Here is a 20734-nt window from a genome sequence, read left to right on the forward strand (position 1 = left end):
TAGATGGGACGCTCGGCCACTCGCAGTTCGAGCACTCGGCTGCTTACAGCCCAAGCGCTCGACCGCTTACATCAGGCCAAAGAGGTGGAACCAGGCGGCCTCGACCAGCACGACGATAAAGACGACCACAGTGAGGGGAATGCCCATGCGCATAGCCTCTTTGGAGGTGTAGCCGCCGGCGTCCTTGCCCTCGCCGATAAGGATCGGCAGGTTGTGGAACGGCAGAATGTAGTGGATGTTGATGGACGTGAAGACGATGAGCGCCACGGCGAGCGGGCTTACGCTGGAGCCGGCCGCGAAGCTGATGAACGCCGGCACGCACACGCCGAGCACGGCCATGACCGAGCCCATGAACATGTGGATGATCATGGAGAGCGCGGCGACAAGCAGGGCGAACAGGAAGATGTTCTCGGGCACGGAGCTGGGAAGCACGACATCGGCGATCCAGGCGTTCATGCCGGTGGCACCGCCCACAGAGCCCACGGCCATGGCGGCCGTCAGGAACATGAGAGACTTGATGTCGACAGCGTTCCAGCTGGCGGGAGTGAGGACCTCACCGATGATGGGCATGGCGAGCGCGACGCCGACGGCAAGTGTCACCCAGCCGATATAATCGCCCGAGACGGTGAGCCACAGCGCGATGGCGATGACAAGCCACACGATGGTGCGAATCTCCTTAACGGAGAGCTTGCCGAGCGCGGCCTGCTTGGCCACGATCTGCTCGCGATCGTAAACGAGCTCCTTGCTGGGCTTAAAGAGGAAGAGGCCCAAGAACAGGGTGCACAGCAGCGCGACCAGCATAGGCACGCTCATATACAGGAACCAGTCGACAAAGGACGGGCTCATGCCGCCGGCCTCGGCACTGTACTGCGCAACGAGCGGGTTGAGTGTGGAGTCGCCCGTCAGGAAGAACATGGAGCCCGGGGCGGCAGCGGCAAACACGAGGAAGCCGAGCTTGCCGCGATCATCGTCACCGTAGCCGGCGGACTCGGCGATAACCGAGACGACGGCGAGAATGAGGAAAGCGCGGGGGAACGGATGCGGGATCAGCAGCGACAGCACAAAGGTGAGCGCGAAGATCGAGATGATGAGCGACTTGGCGTCGCGCACGAACTTGAGCATAAAAGCATAGGCGATGCGCTCGCCCAGGCCCGACTCCTTGACCGCGCTGGCGATGAGATAAGCGCCGATGACGAGCCACATGGTGGCTTTGGTCCACGAGCTAAACGTGGAGGCGACCGTCGCCGAGATGCTCGCGGCGCCCGTGTCGTCCACGCACACCTTGAACAGAACGAGCAGCGCGCAATAGAGCAGGCCCACAAAGCCCGGCTGTGCCACGCCACACGCCCAGAACACCACCGTGGCGAGCGTCAGCGCCAGACAGGTCTGACCGCCGACCGCGAGCTCGACCGTCGAGCTCAGCTCCGCCAAAGGAAGAAACTTCACCAGCAAAAAGACAACGATACCCAGCACAAAGCCAATTTCGCGCTTGGTGATCTTAAACGCCTTCTTTTCCGCTTCCATCTCCCCACCTTTCTTGTTGAGGGCGCTCCGGATTCGCAGCCACGTTGCCGCTTAAAAAGGGGCGCCCGTTATCGGACACCCCTTACGTTGCGCTGTGTTGTTGCAATACAGTCAAGCGGGATTTTTTGGATAGGAAGCGATCCTCTGGGCAAAAACCGTCACAACATTCGACGCTTTTCCTCGATTTCGAGATTTTCATCGAATGTTGTGACGGTTTGGATATGGCAAAGGAACTGTACCTTTGTTACATAGCGAGGGCCGTACGGATGGATGGGTCGCTGAGGGCCTCGCGGAGCCAGGGGGCCAGCTGCTCGGGGCGACCCTGCAGGTAGCCATCGAGCTCGGACGGGGCCACGCGACGCACCTCCGAGATCTCCTCCTGGTTGATGTGCAGCTCGCCCGGCTCAACATGGGTCGCGTAGACCTCGCACCATTCGCACTCGCAGCGGCCGTCGCCGTGGTCCTCGCGGTACACCACGTGTCCGAGGTGCTTGAGCTGATCGGGCTCGCGCGTGATGCCAAGCTCTTCGTTGATGCGGCGCGCCGTGGCGGCCGCGACGTCTTCCCCGGGGAGCGGATGGCCAGCACAGCTATCGGCCAGCACCCCGCCCCACAGGCGTTTGAGCGGACTACGGCGACAGAGCAGCAGGCGCGCGTCTTCGCCCTGGCCCTCGACCAGAAGCGTCAGAAATGCCTGATGCAGGATTCCCTCGCCGGCATGGGCTTTGACGCGATCGACGGGAGCGAGCGCTTTGCCCGTCGCGGCATCGACCGCCACGACCTCGGCGCCTGCGCCGCCCTCATCCCAGCCGGCTCGCAGAATGCGGGCTGTAGCCTCCTCGAGCGCGGCGATGAGCTCTTTGGTGGTGTCGAGCACGCGCTTCAGGTCGTCCCCGCTCGCCTGCTCCACATGAAAACCCGTGCTTGCAACTACCGGCACGCCAAAGCGCGTGGCCAACGCCGCCGCGATATCGTGCGCTGGAATCTCGTCTCGATGGCACGGAACGGCCAGGATGCTCACGGTCGCCGTACGGCCGGGCTCGGGGCGCGGAATGGCCTGCGCCGTAGCGCCCAGGTGCGCGAACTCCGGCGAGCAGGCGTACACCGCCATGCCTCGCGGCGTCACCGTCAACTGGGCCTCGAGCACAAACTTGCCCTCGCCCACTGCAACCTTTGTCGTGTGCATACCCATGGGATCTCCTGTCGCCCGCGATGTACCTGAGACCATCTTCGCCTGTATTGCGACTATACAGGCAAGCTCTCCATGTGACAAAGGGGGCAGGCACCTGACTCATTCTGTTAGAGTTGCAGGGATTGAATCCCGCTTATTAATGCGACATTGGAGTGACAACCTTGACCGCCGCAACCACGTCTAAAAGTATGCCAACCGCCACCGCGCTCTCCCCCGCGCGCACCAAGCTCTGCCTGGCGCTGCTCGTGCTGTTGGGATTCTCGCTCGGCTGCTCCGAGTTCGTAGTCATCGGCATCGAAAGTGACTTGGCGACGGAACTCGGCGTATCGCTTGCCACAGCGGGCCAGCTCATCAGCGTGTTCGCGCTCGTCTACGCTATCGCTACGCCGGTGCTTGCGCTCAGCACGGGGCGGTTCCGCCGCTACCAGCTGCTCGTGTGCTACAGCATCGTCTTTGTGCTCGGCAACCTGGTCATGGCGTTGGCGCCCAACTTCCAGGTACTGTTTATCTCGCGCATTGTCCTGGGATCCGTCTCGGGTGCGCTGCTCGCCGTGGGCGTGACGTACATCCCTGAGCTTCTGTCCCCGCAGCAAACTTCGCTTGCCATCTCGGTGGTATATGGTGCGTTTTCCGTGGCGATGGTCTTTGTCACTTCGATCGGCAAGTTCGTAGCCGACACGCTCGACTGGCACGTTGCCATGTACGGCACGCTGGCCTTTGCCGTTTTGATCTGCAGCGCGCTCGTGGCGTTTATGCCTCGCGCCGGGCAGACCGATGAGCCCGCCACCTTCCGCGAGCAGGCGGGGCTGCTACGCGAGCCGAGCATCATCACCGGCATGCTCATCTTCTTGTTTGGCGTGGGTTCGGTCTATGTGTTCTACGGTTACGTGACGCCTTATCTGGAGCAGGTGCTGGGCATGGGCACCGTTCAGGCGAGCACCACGCTTATGGCCTACGGCGTGTTTTGCCTGATCTCGAACATCCTGGGCGGATGGATCGATGCGCGCTTTGGCATGAAGGCGCTGCTTGTGACGTTTGTGCTGCAGGCTGCGGCGTTACTCGGGCTGTTTGCTGTGGGCGGCACCATGCCGCTCGCGCTGGTCTTTGTCTTTAGCTTGGCGCTGCTCATGTACCTGTTCTCGGTCTCGTGCATCACGCACTTTATGGACGTGGCTCGCAGCCGCCATCCCAAGTCGATGGTGCTCGCAAGTTCGGTTGAGCCCATGGCGTTTAACGTCGGCATCTCGTTTGGCACCGCAGTGGGCGGCGCCGTGGTAAGCAGCGTTGGCATTGCGTACGTGGGCGCCGTGGGCGCCGCGTTCTCGCTTGTGGCCTGGGCGCTCACGCTGGTGACGATTAAGTTGGCACGATGGGAGCGCAAACAGGCGAGGGGATAGCAGCGCTTCCTGATGTGACAAAGGGGCTGTCCTTTTGCCACATTGTCCGGCCATGTTTCATGTATTCGAAGTACACGAAATTGTCGAGTGAGACCATTGGACGGCGGTTTCTCGTTCATGCCCTCTCCTTGCCTCTGTATTCTTTGAAATATATGTCGTAGGACGTTATTATGTAATTGTCTTACGAAAGGAGATAGCCATGAGTTCTGTTACCGTACGCGTCGACGAGCAGACCAAGCTCGACGCCTCCCGCATCGTCGAGGACTTTGGCTTCGACCTGTCTTCCGTCACCCGAGCTTTCTACCGCCAGATCGTGCGCGAGCGCCGCATACCCTTGAACCTAGCCTATCCGGAGCCCAACGAGGAGAGTCTGCGAAGCATCCGCGAAGCCGACGAGATCATCGCAAAAGGCGGGCATGGCTACAAAAACGCTGACGAGATGTTCTCCGCAATGGGACTCTAGCGATGCTGGAGATTCAGTTCACCCCGCAGTTCCAGAAGGATTCGAAGAGGCTGTCCAAGAAGCACTACAACCTTGACCTGCTCAAGGAGGTTATCGACCTCGTTGCAGAAGACACCGATGAATCCAGGAGCATTTTGAGGCAACGGCACAATATGCACACGCTCAAAGGAAACTGGTCCGGCAGCAACGAGTGCCACGTTGCCAATGCCGGCGACTGGCTTGTCATCTGGAGAACGGGCAACGGTCTTGCGGTCTTCCAGAGAACCGGTCCCCACGATGAGCTGTTTCGCTAAATGATTATTTATCGCTCAGAGCAACAGAGACGCCATCTCCACTCGGCGTTAATGCGCGCCTAATCGCACGTGCAGCAATTCCGATGGAAAGGAGCGCGTCGAATTCGGCATGCTCGACCAGATCGCATGAAGAGATGAGGAAAACGACAAGTTTTGACCGATTGCATATCAAGAGGTGGCGGTCGAAAAGAGCCCATAAATGAGGAGTTTCGGAACGTGATAAAAATCCTGTTTATCTGTCATGGGAACATCTGCAGGTCGACGATGGCTGAGTCGGTGTTTACCGAGCTGGTGCGCCGCGCCGGGCGCGAGAGCGAGTTCGTTATCGATTCTGCTGCGACTTCGACCGAGGAGATCGGCAACCCGCCGCACCATGGCACCGTGGAAAAGCTTGCCGAGGTCGGTATTCCCGTGGTGCCGCACCGCGCCCGCCAGGTGCGCCGCGAGGAGTACGACCATTGGGACCGCATTGTCTACATGGATGCCGAGAACGCCCGCGGGCTGCGCCGTATCTTTCGCTCCGACCCCACAGGCAAGATCAGCCGCCTGCTCGACTGGACCGATTGCCCCGGCGACGTAGCCGATCCCTGGTACACCGGCAATTTCGATGCCACCTACCGCGACGTGCTCGACGGTTGCACTGCTATGCTCGAGCAGCTGTAATCGACGAAATGCAGAGTTTTTAGAGCCACAAAGCGGATGAAATGTAGAAATTTGAGCTTACTCGGGCACAGAACAACGACGCGCGCGCCTAAGCATGGGCATAAGTGAGGTCGGAATTCTCGCATACAAATCGAGCGAGGACTATCTCCCACTTTGAGCGCTAAATGGCATCCAAAACGGGAGAAAATCCACGCTCATTATCTCGGTGGGAGAAAATCCACGCTCAACTACTCGTCGATGATCTCGGCGAGCCAGACGTTCAACGTGTCGACCTCGGGGCAGCAGAACTTTGCCGTACCAGGCTCGTTGCCAGGCACGGTTCCGCCATAGCGCAGGATATCGATATAGGGAAATCCCACATGGCAGGCCATGGCGCACATCTTGCCGCGATCTCGGTCGAAGTCGAAGACGTCACCCGGCTTGTGACCATGATGGCAGCGGCACGTTCCCAGCTGGTCCACGCAGCTAATGCGGATACGCGGACGCTTGCCACGCGGAGCGCCGAGCGGCTTGTTCTCGCCCGCAGGCTCGACGCCGCCCTCGCCAGCATTACTCATGGTCAATCACATCCAGGCAGGCCTCGATGGGAAGACCGGCCGACTTGTCCTCTTGGTCGGCGTTGCGCTCGATAAGCTCAGCCACCACGCGCATGGCATCGGACGTCGCGCGCTGCAGACTCCAACCTGCCATAACGCGGCCGACGAGCACCGCCGAGAACGTGTCGCCCGTGCCCGGGAAGTAGACCGGGATCAGGTCGAAGGGAATCGTGAAGTACTCCCCCGCCACATGGTCGTAACCGATAACCGCGTTCGTACCATTGACTACGGCGCTCGTAACGACCACCGACTTGGCGCCCAGGGCACGCACAGCATCCACAAGAGCGCGGCCCTCATCCGGCGTGATTTGCTCGGCAATGGGCGTATCGGTGAGCAGACATGCCTCGGTGTAGTTGGGCACCGCGTAGTCGGCGCACTCGAGCAGGCTGCGCATGAGGCCGATCGTGGACTCGGGCACGCCAGCGTAGAGCTTGCCGTTGTCGCCCATGATGGGGTCGACGAACACCTTGGTGCCCTTTTGCGCGCGGCGGTGGCAAAAGTCCGAGATGATGCGCGTCTCTTCCTCGGTCACGATAAAGCCGGTCGAGATGGCGTCGAACTCAAAGCCGAGCTCCTCCCAGATGGCGAGGCTCTGGCGGACATACTCCGTGGTGTCGTGGATGTAGAACTTGGGGTAGTTGAGCGTATCGGAAACGAGGGCCGTCGGCAGGTTGTGGATGCGATAGCCCATGTGCGACAGCACCGGCAGCATGGCAGAAAGCGCGACCTTGCCGTAGCCGCACATATCGTTAATCAGCAGCAGCTGAGTATTCTTCATGAGTGTCCCCCTTGGGTCGGGCGCGACGCGACGGCGCCATAGTGCGACTAAGTGTAGCGCAGGGGACGTTGTGAGCGGAGGCGAGCGGTGCGAAGTGCAAATTGTTGCGGAAAGGTTTCGGAAAATGATCTTTTTTCCTCCGTCCCCAAGGGATCACATGCACCGAAGCGGACCGTGGCGGAATCACAGGTTGAGGACGGACAGCGAAAGCGTTCCTAAGCGAGCAAGGTGACGTGAAAGAGGAGGGCATAGGCCTTGTGGCCATGCCCGACGATTGAACGTCAGATTGCCGCTTAGGAACGCTTGCAGCGTCGAGCGGTTACGGCGTTTGGTAAAACGCCGTAACTTAATAAGTTTGGTACCTTGACATTCTTGTGTGGCGCTCCTAGATTAGTTAGGCACAAAACAATTCAACTACCTAACTAAAGAAAGGAGCGAAGCTTAGATATGTGTGTTGAACCACTCGTCCTTCCGCATGAGCCCGGCGGTGACCCGTTGCAACCGGTAGACATGCCCGAAGCGGTCAGCGCCGAAGACAAACTCGCCAAGCGCATCCTCAGTGGCCTGGGCTTTTGCGGCCATTACATGCATTTTCATGGCGGAGGCGTGTCCGGCAAGGCGCCCATCATCTGCCTGCTGGCCAAACAGCCCGGCGGCGAGATGTCTCAGCAGGAACTCGGCATGCACTTTGACCTCAAGCCGGGGTCGCTTTCCGAGATCCTGTCCAAGCTCGAGCTCAACGGCCTCATCGAGCGCAGCCGTAACCCCAAGGATCGACGGCAGCTCACCATTCGCCTGACCGAAACCGGCCGGGAAAACGCCCGCATCGACCAGGCAGCCCGCATCCGCTTTAGAGAACGGGCCTTTAGCGCGCTCACCCACGACGAGCGCGAGGACCTCGCCGAAATGCTCGATAAAATCCGCGTAACCTGGGAGGAACTGGATGATTAAAACCCTCATGGGAAGCATCCGCGACTATATGAAAGTCACCGTTGCCACGCCGTTGCTCGTACTTGGCGAGGTACTCTGCGAGATGCTGATTCCATTTATCACCGCCAACCTGATCGACGCCATCAAAGACGGCGCCACCGTAGCCGAGATGCTTCCCACCGCAGGCTTTTTGGTGCTCATCGCGCTGACGTCGCTTGCTTTTGGCGCCGCGGCCGGCGTCACCTGCAGCCATGCGAGCTGCGGGTTCGCCAAGAACTTGCGTCACGACCTGTTCTACAAGATCCAGACGTTCAGCTTTGCCAACATCGATGAGTTCTCGAGCTCCTCGCTCGTCACGCGCCTGACCACCGATATCAACAACGTGCAGCAGGCCTTTATGATGATCATCCGCATCGCCGTGCGCGCGCCGCTGGTATTGATCTTCGCCTTTACCATGGCGTTTATCATGGGCGGCAGCGTCGCCATGGTCTACCTGGTCATCATTCCGCTGCTGGGCTTTGGACTGTTCTTTATCATCTTTAAGGTGCGCCCCATCTTCTCGCGCGTGTTCCACAAGTACGATGCCCTTAACGAGTCCGTCGAGGAAAACGTCACCGGCATGCGCGTGGTCAAGAGCTATGTGCGCGAAGACTTTGAGAAGGAGAAGTTCGCGACCGCCGCGCGCGACGTCCAGATGGACTTCACCCGCGCCGAGAAGCTGCTCGCCTTTAACAACCCCATGATGAACATCTGCGTCAACGGCGCGTTTGTCGTCATCATCTACCTGGGCTCCAAGCTCATCATCACGAGCCAGGGCACGCTGTTCGACGTGGGCCAGCTCTCCTCGACCTTTACCTATGGTTTCCAGATTCTCATGAGCCTGATGCAGCTGTCGATGATCTTTGTCATGGTGACCATGGCCGACGAATCGGCACACCGCATTGCCGAGGTGCTGGCCGCCGAGCCCACGATCGCCGATCCCGCCGAGCCCGTGCTCGAGGTTGCCGACGGTTCCATCGACTTTGACCACGTGAGCTTTAAGTATTCCAAGCATGCGAAGCGCCAGGCGCTCGACGATATCGACCTGCACATTAAGAGCGGCGAGACCATCGGCATCATCGGCGGCACCGGCTCGGCCAAGTCCACGCTCGTTAACCTCATCGCCCGCCTGTACGACACCACCGAAGGCGCTGTGCGCGTGGGCGGCGTGGACGTGCGCGACTACGACCTGGACACGCTGCGTCACCAGGTCGCCATGGTGCTGCAGAAAAACGTGCTGTTTAGCGGCACCATCGCCGAGAACCTGCGTTGGGGCGACCCGAACGCCACCGACGAGGAAGTCCGCGAGGCAGCGCATCTGGCCTGCGCCGACGAGTTTGTCGACGGCTTCCCCAAGGGCTACGACACCTGGATCGAGCAGGGCGGCTCTAATGTTTCGGGCGGTCAGAAGCAGCGCCTGTGCATTGCGCGTGCCCTGCTGCGCCGCCCCAAGATCTTGATCCTGGACGACTCCACCAGCGCCGTCGACACCAAGACCGACGCCAAGATCCGCGCAGGCCTGGCAAGCTATCTGCCCAACACGACCAAGCTCATCATCGCCCAGCGCATCAGCTCCGTGCAGGACGCAGACCGCATCATCGTCATGGAGGGTGGCCGCATCGCACAGATCGGCAACCACGAAGAGCTGCTCAAGACGAGCGAGATCTACCGAGAGACCTTTACCTCGCAAAACAAGATGTCTGCCGAAGGTACGCAAGACGCCGACAACGTCTCTGGCGACGCGAACACGGCGGCAGACAACACCGACATGACCGCAACGCAAGCTCAGACCCAGGAAGGAGGCGAGGCACATGAGTAAGGCAACGACCGCCGAGCGCGCGCTCAACCGCAAGGGCGGCACCATGTCGCGCCTCATCAAGACGCTCTTTGGCTTCTATCCTGTGCTTTTGCCCCTCGTCGTCGCCGGCGTGGTGCTCTGCGCCATCATCAACTCCATCGGCGCGACCTTCCTGCAGAGCGCCCTGCAAATTATTAGCGAATCGTGGCAGTCGGGCGATTGGGAAGCCGCGCAGCCCAAGATCGCACAGCTCGTGACCACCCTCGCCTGCATCTACGGCGTCGGCGTCCTGTCCTCGCTCTTCTGGAACCGCGCCATGGCTATCGTCACGCAAGGCTCGCTCGAGAAGCTGCGCGAGATGATGTTCAACCGCATGCAGGACCTGCCGATCCGCTACTTCGACACGCACCAGCGCGGCGATATCATGAGCCACTACACCAACGACATCGACACGCTGCGTCAGATGATCAGCCAGTCGCTGCCCAACCTGCTCATGACGATCATCATCATCGTCACGGTGTTCTTTATCATGCTGTACTACAGCGTGTGGATGTGCCTGGTCATCATCGCCGGCGTCGCCTTTATGACCTTTATGACCAAGCTGCTCGGCTCCAACTCCGCGCGCTTCTTCATTGCACAGCAGACCGAGCTCGGCGTGGTCGAGGGCCATATCGAGGAGGTCATGAACGGCCAGAAGGTCGTCAAGGCGTTCTGCCACGAGTCTGCCGCCGAGGCCGATTTTGACGAGCGCAACGAAAAGCTCTTCGAGGTCTCCCAGAAGGCCAACATGTACGCCAACATCCTCATGCCCATCCTTATGAACCTGGGCAACCTGCTCTACGTGCTGGTCGCACTGGCGGGCGGCATTTTCCTGGCGCTGGGCGTGCCCAACCTGAGCATCTCGGGCATGGCGCTGTCCATCGCCGTCGTGGTGCCGTTCCTCAACATGACCAAGCAGTTCTGCGGACAGATCGGCCAGATCTCGCAGCAGATCAACGCCGTGGTCATGGGCCTCGCCGGCGCCGACCGCATCTTTGAGCTCATCGACGAGGAGCCCGAGGCCGACGAAGGCTATGTGACGCTCGTCAACGCGCAGGTCAACCCCGACACCTGGCAGCTCGAGGAGGCCGACCACCACACCGGCATGTGGGCGTGGAAACATCCGCACCGCGCAACCGGCGAGATCGAGTACGTGCCGCTGCGCGGCGATCTGGTCATGGATAACGTCGACTTTGGTTACACGCCCGACCACGAGGTGCTGCACGGCGTGTCCGTGTTTGCCAAGCCGGGCCAGAAGGTCGCGTTTGTCGGCGCCACCGGTGCCGGTAAGACGACCATCACCAACCTCATCAACCGCTTCTATGACATCGCCGACGGCAAGATCCGCTACGACGGCATCAACGTCAACAAGATCCGCAAGGCCGACCTGCGCCGAAGCCTGGGCGTCGTGCTGCAGGACGTGAACCTGTTCACCGGTACCGTGATGGACAACATCCGCTACGGCAACCTGGATGCCACCGACGAGGAGTGCATCGCGGCGGCCAAGCTCGCCGGCGCCGACGACTTTATCACCCGCCTGCCCGACGGCTACGACACCATGCTCACCGGTAACGGTGCCCAGCTGTCGCAGGGCCAGCGCCAGCTGATTTCGATCGCGCGCGCCGCCGTCGCCGATCCGCCGGCGATGATTCTGGACGAGGCCACGTCGAGCATCGACACCCGCACCGAGGCTATCGTGCAGGCGGGCATGGACAAGCTCATGGAGGGTCGCACGACGTTTGTCATCGCGCACCGCCTGTCCACCGTGCGCAACTCCGACGCAATCATCTGTCTGGATCACGGCCGCATCATCGAGCGCGGCAACCACGACGAGCTGATCGCCAAGCGCGGGTACTACTACCAGCTGTACACCGGAGCGTTTGAGCTCGAGTAGGCAGGTTTGTTCCACGTAGGGTTCCCCGGGGCGGCGGGGTAGTTCCTCCGTGCTCAAACATTCTCGCTGCGCTGCGAAACTGCGCGCGGAGGAAATACCCCGCCGCCCCGGGGAACCCTCCTGCGCGCAATCAGCCCGTCATTTAGAAGGAAATAAAAGTTTGTGAAGCCCTGGCCAACTGGCCAGGGCCTCGTTTTGTAGCCGTCCTCTGTTACAGGCCTACCGGTCCTCGCGTTGCGGCCCGGCTGCCTCGGCCGTCTTTATGCGGTTCTTGTCGATGTACATGTTTTTGTCGGCCTGGGAAAAGAGCTCGCGCATCGTAGGCGGTTCATCATAATCACTGGAAAGCGCATAGCCCACCGCATAGCTGATAGGCATGTCGGGGTGAGCCTCGGAATACTCGTCCACGCTCACACGAATCCGAGCGAGACAGGACTCCACGGCAGCCCGATCGGCATCCCACAGCACCGCGATAAACTCATCGCCGCCGTCGCGGCCCACAAAGCAGGTCTCGGACGCCACGCGCCCCAGCTGCTGAGCAAAGGAACGGATGTACTCGTCGCCCTTCTCGTGGCCAAAACGGTTATTGACCGTATGCAGATTGTTCAGATCGAATACGCACAGCGCAACGGGCGCTTCGGCGGAAACGGGATGCTCCTGCCCCAAGATCTCCTCGCACTTGTTCTTGTTGGGCAGTCCCGTGGCTTCGTCGAGATAGACTTTATTCTGCAGCTCGCGATTGAGCGCGGCAGTGCGCACCGCGCGAGCAAGTTCGACCGCAAAGGTCGCCACCAAGCCCACGATGTCGATGATCACCAAGCCCTCGAGACGATTGAGCGCCGTCGCCTTCTCCTGGGAGTAGTCCTCAGCAAGCCTCGTGGCATCGTCACAAATCCCAAAGAATTCTTCGCTCATGGCGATGATGTCGGTGTTCTCGTAGCCGACTTCGCGCACACGGGCAATCTCGGTTTGGAGCTCGTCAAAATAGCTCGCGAGTTCGGTCATCTTTGCCTGATACTCATCGTCATCCAGACGGACGAGACTGAGGTCGTCGCTTCCGTAGCGCAAACCATTAATGTATGAATCAACGGCCTTGAGCAGGTCGTCTTGTGGCTGGCCCGCGTCCTCGAGCTTAACGATTCGCTGCGTGGTGCCGCGCACCAGACCGGCGTAGTTGACCACGCGTGCCGTGCCCTGGATATCGGAGACGAGCAGCATGACGTTGATGAAAAAGAAGATGAGAACTGCCGTGAGCACCATCATGAGCAGACGCAGCGCCCGGCTGGCCTTCTTGGCGACAATAGTATTCACAAGTTCACTCCCCAAAATGGCAAAAGCTCTGGTGGCACGCAGTGTGCTGAAATTCACGTGAGGCAAACTCTACCATAATGGACCAAGAGCCTCGAACTTGTGCAGTCTTTGGAGCGGAGCTTTGGGAGCGACTCGACCGCACCTCGTTTTGTGTGGGTGCTTTGGCTGGCAGGTACTGCATATTATTCGTATAATTTATCGTAAGTTCCCGTACATCGATTGGAGCCTTATATGCCTGCCATTAAGCCTGTTTCCGATTTGCGCAATTACAACGAGGTGCTCTCCGATGTCCACGAGGGCTCCCCGGTGTTCCTGACCAAAAACGGGCACGGTTGCTACGCGGTGCTCGACATGAAAGATTACGACCGGTTTTGCGCCATCAGCACGCTGATGTCGGAGCTTGAGCGCGGGCGCAGCTCGGGTGATGAGAGCGGATGGGTCTCGTCGGACAACGTCGCCGCACACTTCCGCCGCAAGGCCGCAAGCCATGCATAGTTGCGAGGTCGTTTACTCTCCGCTGGCTCTGCAAGATCTCGACGACATCTGGGACTACATTGCCGTCGAACAGGACAATCCCGCAGCAGCGGAGAGAATCGTAGAGGGCATCCTCGCTCGGATAGACCTGCTATCCAGCTTCCCAGAGTCGGGTACGCCACTATCTTCAATCTATCCCCTGCGCTCCGATTACCGGTTCGTGGTCTGTGACAACTATCTCGCGTTTTACCGTTTTCACCAGAAGGTCTATATCGACCGCGTCCTCCACAGAAAGCGCGATTACCTGCAGGTGCTGTTTGCCGAATAAACAGGCCCCGATATAATTCGACCCCTTATCCGGGACCATGCCCGATGCAGCTAAAAAAGCCCCGTCCTAAATTAGCTACTGAGGAGTTGGACCATGGCGTTGACGAATTTTTGTACTTGGAGGGCGGGCTCGAGCGGGTAGTGCAGAAAGACCGGCACCTCGCGGCCGCACAGGAACGGCACGCCCACAAAGGCCGGGTGTACCCCCGACCACGCGCCGCAGGTGAGCACCGCGTCACCCTTTTCCTCGGCTTCGTTAAAGAGCGCAAAGTCAAAACTGTCCACGTCGATCACGTCCACGCCGCCGTCAGCCAAAAGATCGATACGTAGGCTGTCCATGGCGTCGTTGCCGTGACGAAGCACGCGCAGGCGCATGCCCTCCAAGTCGGCGACCGTAATGCGTGTCTTGCGCGCCAGCGGGCTCGTGCGCGGCACGTCGATATAAAACGGCACGTTGACGATGCGGAGCTTTTGGCAGGCGTCGCCCCAGCGCGGGGTCGAAAAACTCGACTGCACCACATCCACTTCGCGACCAAGGCTGCGCATGACGGTCTCGCGCTCGTCGTAGAGGTCGCTTACCGGCACAATCTCAAATCGCAGCGATGGTTCCAGATCGTGGATGCCCGACCACATCGACAGCGTTTGGCGCCCCGGGCACATCATCGACACGCCCAGGCGCACCGCACCGCCATCGCCCGCCGCGCGTCGGGCGCGACGCAACGCATCCTCGGACTGGCGCATAATCGAGCGCGCGTCGTCCACCAGAAGCGCCCCCGCCGGCGTCACCTTGACGCCCGAATGCGAGCGCTCGAACAACGTGATGCCAAACTCGGCCTCAAAGCCCGACACCTGCTTGACGAGCGCCGGGGTCGACACGCGCAGTTTTGCCGCGGCGCGCGAGAAGCTTCCCAGCTCCGCGGCGGCCGCTATGGCCTCGAGTCGTCGATCGTACACGTCAATCTCCCGTTTCCAGACCTATGCCCATGCATGGCCATAGGGGGTCGTTTTGGCAGGTCACACACTCAATTAAGACCAAATCGTCTTGCAAGCTATTAACCAAAGGTTAACGCCATTCCAACAAATATGCAATTCACCTGCGCAAATGCAAAGCATACGATAACCAGCGAAAACCACGTGGGTCGGTTAATGGAAGCGACCCACCGGGAGGCACAAGAAGGGAAGTTCCTATGAGCAATTGGCTTAAGCTCGAGGGCGATGTCTGCGCCGTGACCGGCGCACTCGGCGGTATGGGCGTCGAGATTTGCCGCGAGTTCGCCCGCAACGGCGCCAACGTCGTCCTGCTCGACCTGGACGAGGAGAAGGTCAAGGCCGCAGCTGCCGACCTCGCCGCCGAGTTTGGCATCCACGCCGAGGGCTACAAGATGAACGCCACCGACGAGGCCGAGGTTCAGGCTGCCGTCGATGCCACCATCGCCAACTTCGGCCGCGTCGACGTCCTCGTCAACACTGCCGGCATCCTGCGCTTCGCAGCCATGGAGGACCTGCCGCTGAGTGACTGGAACGAGGTCCTCAACGTCAACCTCACCGGTTACTTCATCACCTCGCAGCGCTTTGGTCGCGAGATGATCAAGGCCGGCCAGGGTCGCCTGGTGCACATCTCGACCGTTGCCAGCCACTCCCCCGAGACGTTCTCGGGCGTGTACAGCTCCACCAAGGCGGGCGTCAACATGATGTCCAAGATGCTGGCTGCCGAGTGGGGCCCCTACGGCGTGCGCTCCAACTGCGTCGAGCCCTGCTTTGTCAAGACCCCCATGTCGGCGAGCTTTTACGCCGACCCCGAGGTCGAGAAGAGCCGCAGCCGCCTGATCGCCACGCGCCGCATCGGCGAGGTCAGCGATATCGCCAACGCCGTCATGTTCTTGGCATCCAAGCGCTCGGACTTTACCACCGGCGACGCCATCAAGGTCGATGGCGGTTTCTCCAATATGATGGGTGACCTCACCGCCAAGCCCGGCGGCCGCCGCGCCTTTGCCGACAACTACCTCAAGAACAAGGGTGTCGAGCTTTGGTCCGACGAGTCCGGCGTCGCAAAGCCGACTGACCAGTAAACCAGCCCGACAGGGAGGCTCGCGGTGACGCCCGCCCCTCCCCCGCATCGATTAGAAAGAGTCCAATGGCTTCCACCAACTCCAACAAGGGTCGCGCCGTCGTGCTTTCCGCCGCGTGCGTCACCATGTTCTTCATCAGCTCCATCGCGCTGTATTCCGTCGTGAGCAAGAACCTGCTCGCCGTCTACCCCGAGTGGTCGAGCGCCCTTACCTGGGCTTTCCCGGTCTTTCAGACCATCATGGCCGTGACGGGCATCTTCGCCGGCCGCATCTCCGATAAGATCGGCCCGCGCAACGTCGTGATCGCCGCCGCCGTGTGCTACGGTCTGGGCTGGTTCATGTCCGGCACCGTCACCGAGCCGTGGCAGTTCTACCTGTGGTTCTCGCTCGTCGCCGCCATCGGCAACGGCCTGGGCTACAACCCCGCGCTCACCACCGGCCAAAAGTGGTTCATCGACAAGAAGGGCCTCGCCTCCGGCATCACCCTGGCCGCTTCGACCGCCGGCCCCGCCGTGCTGTCCCCGGTGCTCGCCTCGCTGCTCATCCCGAGCCTGGGCATCTTTGGCGCCCTTAAGGCACTCGGCGTCATCTTCTTTGTGACAATCGCCGCCTCCGCCCTGTTCCTGAAGGCCCCCGAAGCTGGCTGGCTGCCCGAGGGCTTCGAGGCCCCCAAGGGTGGCGCCCACGCCGGCACCTTTGGTGACCTCACCCCGGGCGAGATGGTCAAGACCCCGCGCTTCTGGGTCCTCATCGTCACCTTCGCCTTTGCCGCCACCGCGGGCACCCTGCTTGTGGGCAAGGTTGCCTCCATCGCCGCCGTCCAGCTCTTCGCCGACCCCACGAGCGCCGCGGCCGTCGCCCTCGGCGGTGTGGTGGTCTCCGTCAACACCTGCGCCAACCTGGTCGGCCGTCTGTCCTTTGGCCAGATCATCGACAAGCTCGGCGCCTACAAGTCGCTGCTCATCAGCCTTATCGTCACCATCGTCGCGCTCGTCATCATGTCGATGAGCTTTACGCAGAGCATGTTCTTTGTGGCGCTCGCCCTGCTCGGCTTTAGCTTTGGCGCCCTGCTCGTCATTTACCCGCCGCTCACCGGTGGCGCCTTTGGCACCAGCAACATCGGCGTCAACTACGGCATCATGTTTTTGGGCTACGCCGCTTCTACCTGGATCAGCCAGCCCATTACCGCCGTGCTATATCACGCCGAGGCCGGCAGCGCCGCCTACCAGCAGTCCTTCTACGGCGCCATCGTGATCGCCGCCATCGCCGTCGTGCTCACCGTCTACATGATGGTCTCCGACAGCAAGAAGAAGTCCGCCTAGTTGTACCGATGTGACAAAGGGACAGTCCCTTTGTCACATTCCACCAGCCACCAGTATTAGGGAGTCGAAATGTCTGAGCTCAACCCCGTCCGCATTGCCGTCATCGGCGCCGGCGCCATGGGCCGCAACCACATCCGCTTTGTAACCGAGGAGCCCGAGGCCGAGCTCGTCGCCATCGCCGACGCCTTTGAGGGCGCCCGTGCCACGGCCGAGGCCGCCGGCGTGCCGTTCTTTACCGATCCCGCCCAGATGATGGACGAGGTCAAGCCCGAGGCCGTCATCATCGCCACCCCCAACGACCTGCACCTGGGCGTTGCCCGCGAGGCCGTGAAGCGCAACATCGTGCCGCTGGTCGAAAAGCCGATTTCCAACGATCTCGAGGACGCCCAGGCCTTCGCCGCCGAGGCCGAGACCGCCGGCGTGCCCGTGCTCGTGGGTCAGCACCGTCGCCACAACCCCTTCGTCAACAAGGCCAAGGAGATCATCGAGTCCGGCGAGCTGGGCAAGCTCACCGTGTCGAGCTTCCACTACATGATCTATAAGAACGACGAGTACTTTGATGTCGAGTGGCGCCGCAAGAAGGGTGCCGGCCCGATCCTGGTCAACCTGGTGCACGACGTCGACCTGCTCCGCTACCTGCTGGGCGAGCCCGTTGCCGTCCAGGGCATGCAGTCCAGCGCCGCCCGCGGTTTTGAGACCGAGGACTCCGCCGTGGTCAACGTTCGCTTTGCCGATGGCGCGCTCGCGAGCATGACCATCTCCGACGCCACCGCCAGCCCCTGGAACTGGGAGGCGACCGCTCGCGAGGATCCGCAGTACCGCCCCTTCGACGCCGATACCTACTTTATTGGCGGTACCAAGGGCGCCCTGTCGCTGCCCCGCCTGCACCAGTTCTCCTACGACGGCGCCTCCAACTGGCACAAGCCGCTGCAGATGGAGATCCCGGCCGTCGACCCGGCGCTTCCCCACAAGATGCAGCTCAAGCACTTTGTGAAGGTCGTCCGCCGCGAGGTCGAGCCCGTCGTGACGCCGGCCGACAACGTCAAGACGCTCACGCTTCTCAACGCTGTCAAGGAGGCCGCCGAGACCGGCCAGCTCGTCGAGCTGTAATGCCTTAAGAGCGGCCGCGACAGAAACCCATGCCGAGCCCCTCGGTCCGCCACAAATAAGCCCCTCTTCTTTGCCCCGCGGGCAGCCTCCTGCCCGCGGGGTATTTTGCTACGTTGCCGACGATTTTTCTGGGGCGGGGGCTATTTTGCACCTCGGCTTGATTCGTTCGTCCCAAAACAGTCTTTTGGGACGGGTGGTATCCTTGGTAGCCCTGTGCTGCAAACGCACCTCAAACGCAAGGAGTTCCATGGACCTGATCGCCCAGCTCGCCCGCGAGCTCAACCTTAAGGCTGCCAACGTCGAGGCGGCCGTCAAGCTCATCGACGAGGGCAACACCATCCCCTTTATCTCGCGCTACCGCAAGGAAGCCACGGGCGGCATGGACGACGTTGCCCTGCGCGCCCTCGACGAACGCCTGTCCTACCTGCGCAATCTTGAGCAGCGCAAAGAAGACGTCATGCTGCTCATCGACGCCCAGGGCAAACTCACACCCGAACTCGAGGCGCAGATTCGCGAGGCCACGCAGCTCCAGCGTGTCGATGACCTCTACAAGCCCTACCGCAAAAAGCGCATGACCCGCGCGCAGAAGGCCCGCGAGGCAGGCCTGGAGCCGCTTGCCAATATAATCATCATGCAGGCATCGGCCAAGGGCAGCGCACTCGACGCCGCTGCGGCATACGTCAACGAACAGGCCGGCTTCGACACGCCCGAGAAGGCGCTCGCCGGCGCCGCCGACATCGTGGCCGAGACGGTGGCCGAGGACCCCGAGAACGTCGCCGACCTGCGCGCCTTTACGCAAAACACCGCCGACATCGTCGTCGAGGCAACCGATCCCGCCGAGAAGACCCCCTACGAGCCGTACTACAGCTATGACGAGCCCCTGCGCCGCATCCCCAACCACCGCGTGCTGGCTATCGACCGCGGCGAGCGCGAGGGCAAGCTCCGCGTACGCGTGAACGTCGACGGCGCCGCTGCCACGGCACGCCTTGGCAGCCGTTGGCCCCGACGCCAGGGTGTCTTCGCCCCCATCTTTGACGCCGCCATCGCCGACGGCTACAAGCGCCTCATGGCCCCCTCGCTGGAGCGCGAGGCCCGCGCCAAGCTCACCGTTCGCGCCCAGACCGAGGCCATCAACGTCTTTGCCAAGAATCTCGAGGGTTTGCTCTCGGCACGCCCCGTCCGCGGCGCCCGTGTGCTCGCGCTCGATCCGGGCTACCGCACCGGCTGCAAGGTCGCCGTCATGGACGAGACCGGCAAGCTGCTCGACCACAGCGTGGTCTACCCCACCAAGCCGCGCCACGACGTCGCCGGCACCAAGCGCGAGCTCGCCCGCCTCGTCAAGAAGGACGGCGTCAACACCATCGTCATCGGCAACGGCACCGCCAGCCGCGAGACCGAAGAAGTCGTCTCGGAGTTCATTGCCGAGCAGGCGCTCAGCCTTCGCTACACCATCGTCAACGAAGCCGGCGCGTCGGTGTACTCCGCCTCCGAGCTCGCCAGCCAGGAATACCCCGACCTAGACGTCACCGTGCGTGGCGCCATGAGCCTGGGCCGCCGCCTGCAAGACCCGCTGGCAGAGCTCGTTAAGATTCCGCCCCAGTCCATCGGCGTAGGCCAGTACCAGCACGACCTTGACCAGGCCGAGCTCTCGCGCACGCTGGGCCACGTGGTGGAGGACGTCGTCAACCGCGTGGGCGTCGACGTAAACACCGCGAGCGCGAGCCTGCTGGGCTACGTGTCGGGTATTACGCCGAGCGTGGCCAAAAACATCGTGGCCTACCGCGAGGAAAACGGCGCCTTTACCGATCGCCGCCAGCTTAAGAAGGTCCCCAAGCTGGGACCCAAGGCATATCTCAACGCCGCGGGCTTCCTGCGCATCAGCGGCGGCAAGAACCCGCTCGACGCGACGAGCGTCCACCCCGAAAGCTACGAGGTGGCCACGTCCGTTCTAGAGCGCGCCGGTGTGGCGGCAAGCGAGCTCAGCCGCGGTGGCGTGCCCGACATCGAGCGCCGCCTGGGCAGCATCTCGACGCTGGCAAGCGATCTGGACTGCGGCACCCTGACGCTCATCGACATCGTCAACGAGCTCAAGAAGCCCGGCCGCGATCCGCGCGACGACGCGCCCGAGGTGGTCTTTAGCCGCTCGGCGCTTTCCATCGACGACCTGGAGCCCGGCATGGAGCTCAAGGGCACGGTGCGCAATGTCGTCGACTTTGGCGCCTTCGTCGACGTGGGCGTGCACCAGGACGGCCTCGTGCACATCTCCAAGCTGGCCAACCGCTTCGTCAAGCACCCGAGCGACGTGGTGCGCGTCGGCGACACGGTCAAGGTGTGGGTCGAAAAGGTCGATCGCGACCGCAAGAAGATCTCGCTCACCATGGTGCAGGGGAAGTAAACCGCCAAAGCGGATATCCCCTCTTCGCGGCAAGTGTCGCAAAGGTTGATTTCCGATCTCAGCCGAACACATTGAGCAAATAGGCCGTTCCCGCACCTAGCCGAACGCTCCCGCGGCCCC

At 61.4% G+C, this 20734-nt stretch carries 19 protein-coding genes; 13 read left to right on the forward strand and 6 right to left on the reverse strand.

Translation table 11 applies throughout. The features are described 5' to 3' along the window. Window positions 1–66: 66 nt before the first annotated feature. Window positions 67–1524, reverse strand: coding sequence for an SLC13 family permease (locus tag AAAV21_RS09020; RefSeq protein WP_349109069.1), 1458 nt, complete (start codon window positions 1522–1524; stop codon window positions 67–69). Between the two features lie 244 nt (window positions 1525–1768). Next, window positions 1769–2716 (reverse strand): NUDIX domain-containing protein, encoded by a 948-nt coding sequence (locus tag AAAV21_RS09025; protein WP_349109070.1) that lies wholly within the window; start codon window positions 2714–2716, stop codon window positions 1769–1771. 161 nt (window positions 2717–2877) lie between these two features. Here AAAV21_RS09025 and AAAV21_RS09030 point away from each other — a divergent pair, with 161 nt between their 5' ends. The 4 genes from AAAV21_RS09030 (at window position 2878) to AAAV21_RS09045 (ending at window position 5532) form a co-directional block, all read left to right on the forward strand. Continuing rightward, the gene (locus AAAV21_RS09030; protein WP_349109073.1) at window positions 2878–4113 is read left to right on the forward strand and encodes an MFS transporter; all 1236 of its coding nucleotides are present in this window, start codon (window positions 2878–2880) and stop codon (window positions 4111–4113) included. Between the two features lie 199 nt (window positions 4114–4312). Further along, complete coding sequence (locus tag AAAV21_RS09035; RefSeq protein WP_271807179.1) at window positions 4313–4576, forward strand: type II toxin-antitoxin system RelB/DinJ family antitoxin; 264 nt, start codon at window positions 4313–4315, stop codon at window positions 4574–4576. 2 nt (window positions 4577–4578) lie between these two features. Beyond that, window positions 4579–4869 (forward strand): type II toxin-antitoxin system YafQ family toxin, encoded by a 291-nt coding sequence (locus AAAV21_RS09040; protein WP_271807178.1) that lies wholly within the window; start codon window positions 4579–4581, stop codon window positions 4867–4869. Between the two features lie 216 nt (window positions 4870–5085). Continuing rightward, complete coding sequence (locus AAAV21_RS09045; protein WP_349109077.1) at window positions 5086–5532, forward strand: low molecular weight protein-tyrosine-phosphatase; 447 nt, start codon at window positions 5086–5088, stop codon at window positions 5530–5532. 227 nt (window positions 5533–5759) lie between these two features. Here AAAV21_RS09045 and AAAV21_RS09050 read toward each other — a convergent pair whose 3' ends face one another. Next, entirely contained in the window at window positions 5760–6089 is a 330-nt protein-coding gene (locus AAAV21_RS09050) for a TIGR04076 family protein (protein ID WP_349109079.1), read from the reverse strand. Then, complete coding sequence (locus AAAV21_RS09055) at window positions 6082–6906, reverse strand: PfkB family carbohydrate kinase (RefSeq protein WP_117840438.1); 825 nt, start codon at window positions 6904–6906, stop codon at window positions 6082–6084. Before AAAV21_RS09055 ends, AAAV21_RS09050 begins: the two co-directional genes overlap by 8 nt. Before the next feature lie 447 nt (window positions 6907–7353). On the opposite strand from AAAV21_RS09055, the gene AAAV21_RS09060 reads away from it, so the two are divergent. From AAAV21_RS09060 to AAAV21_RS09070, 3 genes are read left to right on the forward strand one after another with little or no spacing between them, the layout of a single operon-like run. Next, window positions 7354–7857 carry a MarR family winged helix-turn-helix transcriptional regulator gene (locus AAAV21_RS09060; RefSeq protein WP_349109082.1) on the forward strand — a complete coding sequence of 168 codons (504 nt, stop codon included), beginning with the start codon at window positions 7354–7356 and terminating at the stop codon, window positions 7855–7857. Continuing rightward, complete coding sequence (locus AAAV21_RS09065; protein ID WP_349109084.1) at window positions 7850–9694, forward strand: ABC transporter ATP-binding protein; 1845 nt, start codon at window positions 7850–7852, stop codon at window positions 9692–9694. Before AAAV21_RS09060 ends, AAAV21_RS09065 begins: the two co-directional genes overlap by 8 nt. Next, window positions 9687–11606, forward strand: a complete 1920-nt coding sequence (locus AAAV21_RS09070; protein WP_349109087.1) for an ABC transporter ATP-binding protein — start codon at window positions 9687–9689, stop codon at window positions 11604–11606. The genes AAAV21_RS09065 and AAAV21_RS09070 overlap by 8 nt, the downstream gene beginning before the upstream one ends. A gap of 219 nt (window positions 11607–11825) precedes the next feature. On the opposite strand, the gene AAAV21_RS09075 is transcribed toward AAAV21_RS09070, so the two are convergent. Further along, a complete protein-coding gene (locus AAAV21_RS09075) occupies window positions 11826–12917 on the reverse strand; it encodes a GGDEF domain-containing protein (RefSeq protein ID WP_349109090.1) in 1092 nt (363 codons plus the stop codon). 231 nt (window positions 12918–13148) lie between these two features. On the opposite strand from AAAV21_RS09075, the gene AAAV21_RS09080 reads away from it, so the two are divergent. Both AAAV21_RS09080 and AAAV21_RS09085 read left to right on the forward strand, forming a co-directional pair. Next, a complete protein-coding gene (locus AAAV21_RS09080) occupies window positions 13149–13412 on the forward strand; it encodes a prevent-host-death protein (RefSeq protein WP_349109093.1) in 264 nt (87 codons plus the stop codon). Beyond that, the gene (locus tag AAAV21_RS09085; RefSeq protein ID WP_349109096.1) at window positions 13405–13719 is read left to right on the forward strand and encodes a type II toxin-antitoxin system RelE/ParE family toxin; all 315 of its coding nucleotides are present in this window, start codon (window positions 13405–13407) and stop codon (window positions 13717–13719) included. The genes AAAV21_RS09080 and AAAV21_RS09085 overlap by 8 nt, the downstream gene beginning before the upstream one ends. 71 nt (window positions 13720–13790) lie before the next feature. Here the strand turns inward: AAAV21_RS09085 and AAAV21_RS09090 are convergent, their stop codons facing one another. Continuing rightward, the gene (locus AAAV21_RS09090) at window positions 13791–14672 is read right to left on the reverse strand and encodes a LysR family transcriptional regulator (protein ID WP_349109099.1); all 882 of its coding nucleotides are present in this window, start codon (window positions 14670–14672) and stop codon (window positions 13791–13793) included. 233 nt (window positions 14673–14905) lie between these two features. On the opposite strand from AAAV21_RS09090, the gene AAAV21_RS09095 reads away from it, so the two are divergent. The 4 genes from AAAV21_RS09095 (at window position 14906) to AAAV21_RS09110 (ending at window position 20614) form a co-directional block, all read left to right on the forward strand. Then, window positions 14906–15787, forward strand: coding sequence for an SDR family oxidoreductase (locus AAAV21_RS09095; protein ID WP_349109102.1), 882 nt, complete (start codon window positions 14906–14908; stop codon window positions 15785–15787). Between the two features lie 65 nt (window positions 15788–15852). Next, on the forward strand, window positions 15853–17109 hold the full coding sequence (locus AAAV21_RS09100; protein ID WP_349109103.1) for an MFS transporter: 1257 nt from the start codon (window positions 15853–15855) through the stop codon (window positions 17107–17109). A gap of 69 nt (window positions 17110–17178) precedes the next feature. Further along, entirely contained in the window at window positions 17179–18219 is a 1041-nt protein-coding gene (locus AAAV21_RS09105; protein WP_349109105.1) for a Gfo/Idh/MocA family oxidoreductase, read from the forward strand. Between the two features lie 247 nt (window positions 18220–18466). Continuing rightward, the gene (locus AAAV21_RS09110; protein ID WP_349109108.1) at window positions 18467–20614 is read left to right on the forward strand and encodes a Tex family protein; all 2148 of its coding nucleotides are present in this window, start codon (window positions 18467–18469) and stop codon (window positions 20612–20614) included. Window positions 20615–20734 lie beyond the last annotated feature (120 nt).

Source organism: Collinsella sp. CLA-AA-H302 (genome assembly GCF_040093305.1).
Taxonomy (GTDB): Bacteria; Actinomycetota; Coriobacteriia; order Coriobacteriales; family Coriobacteriaceae; genus Collinsella.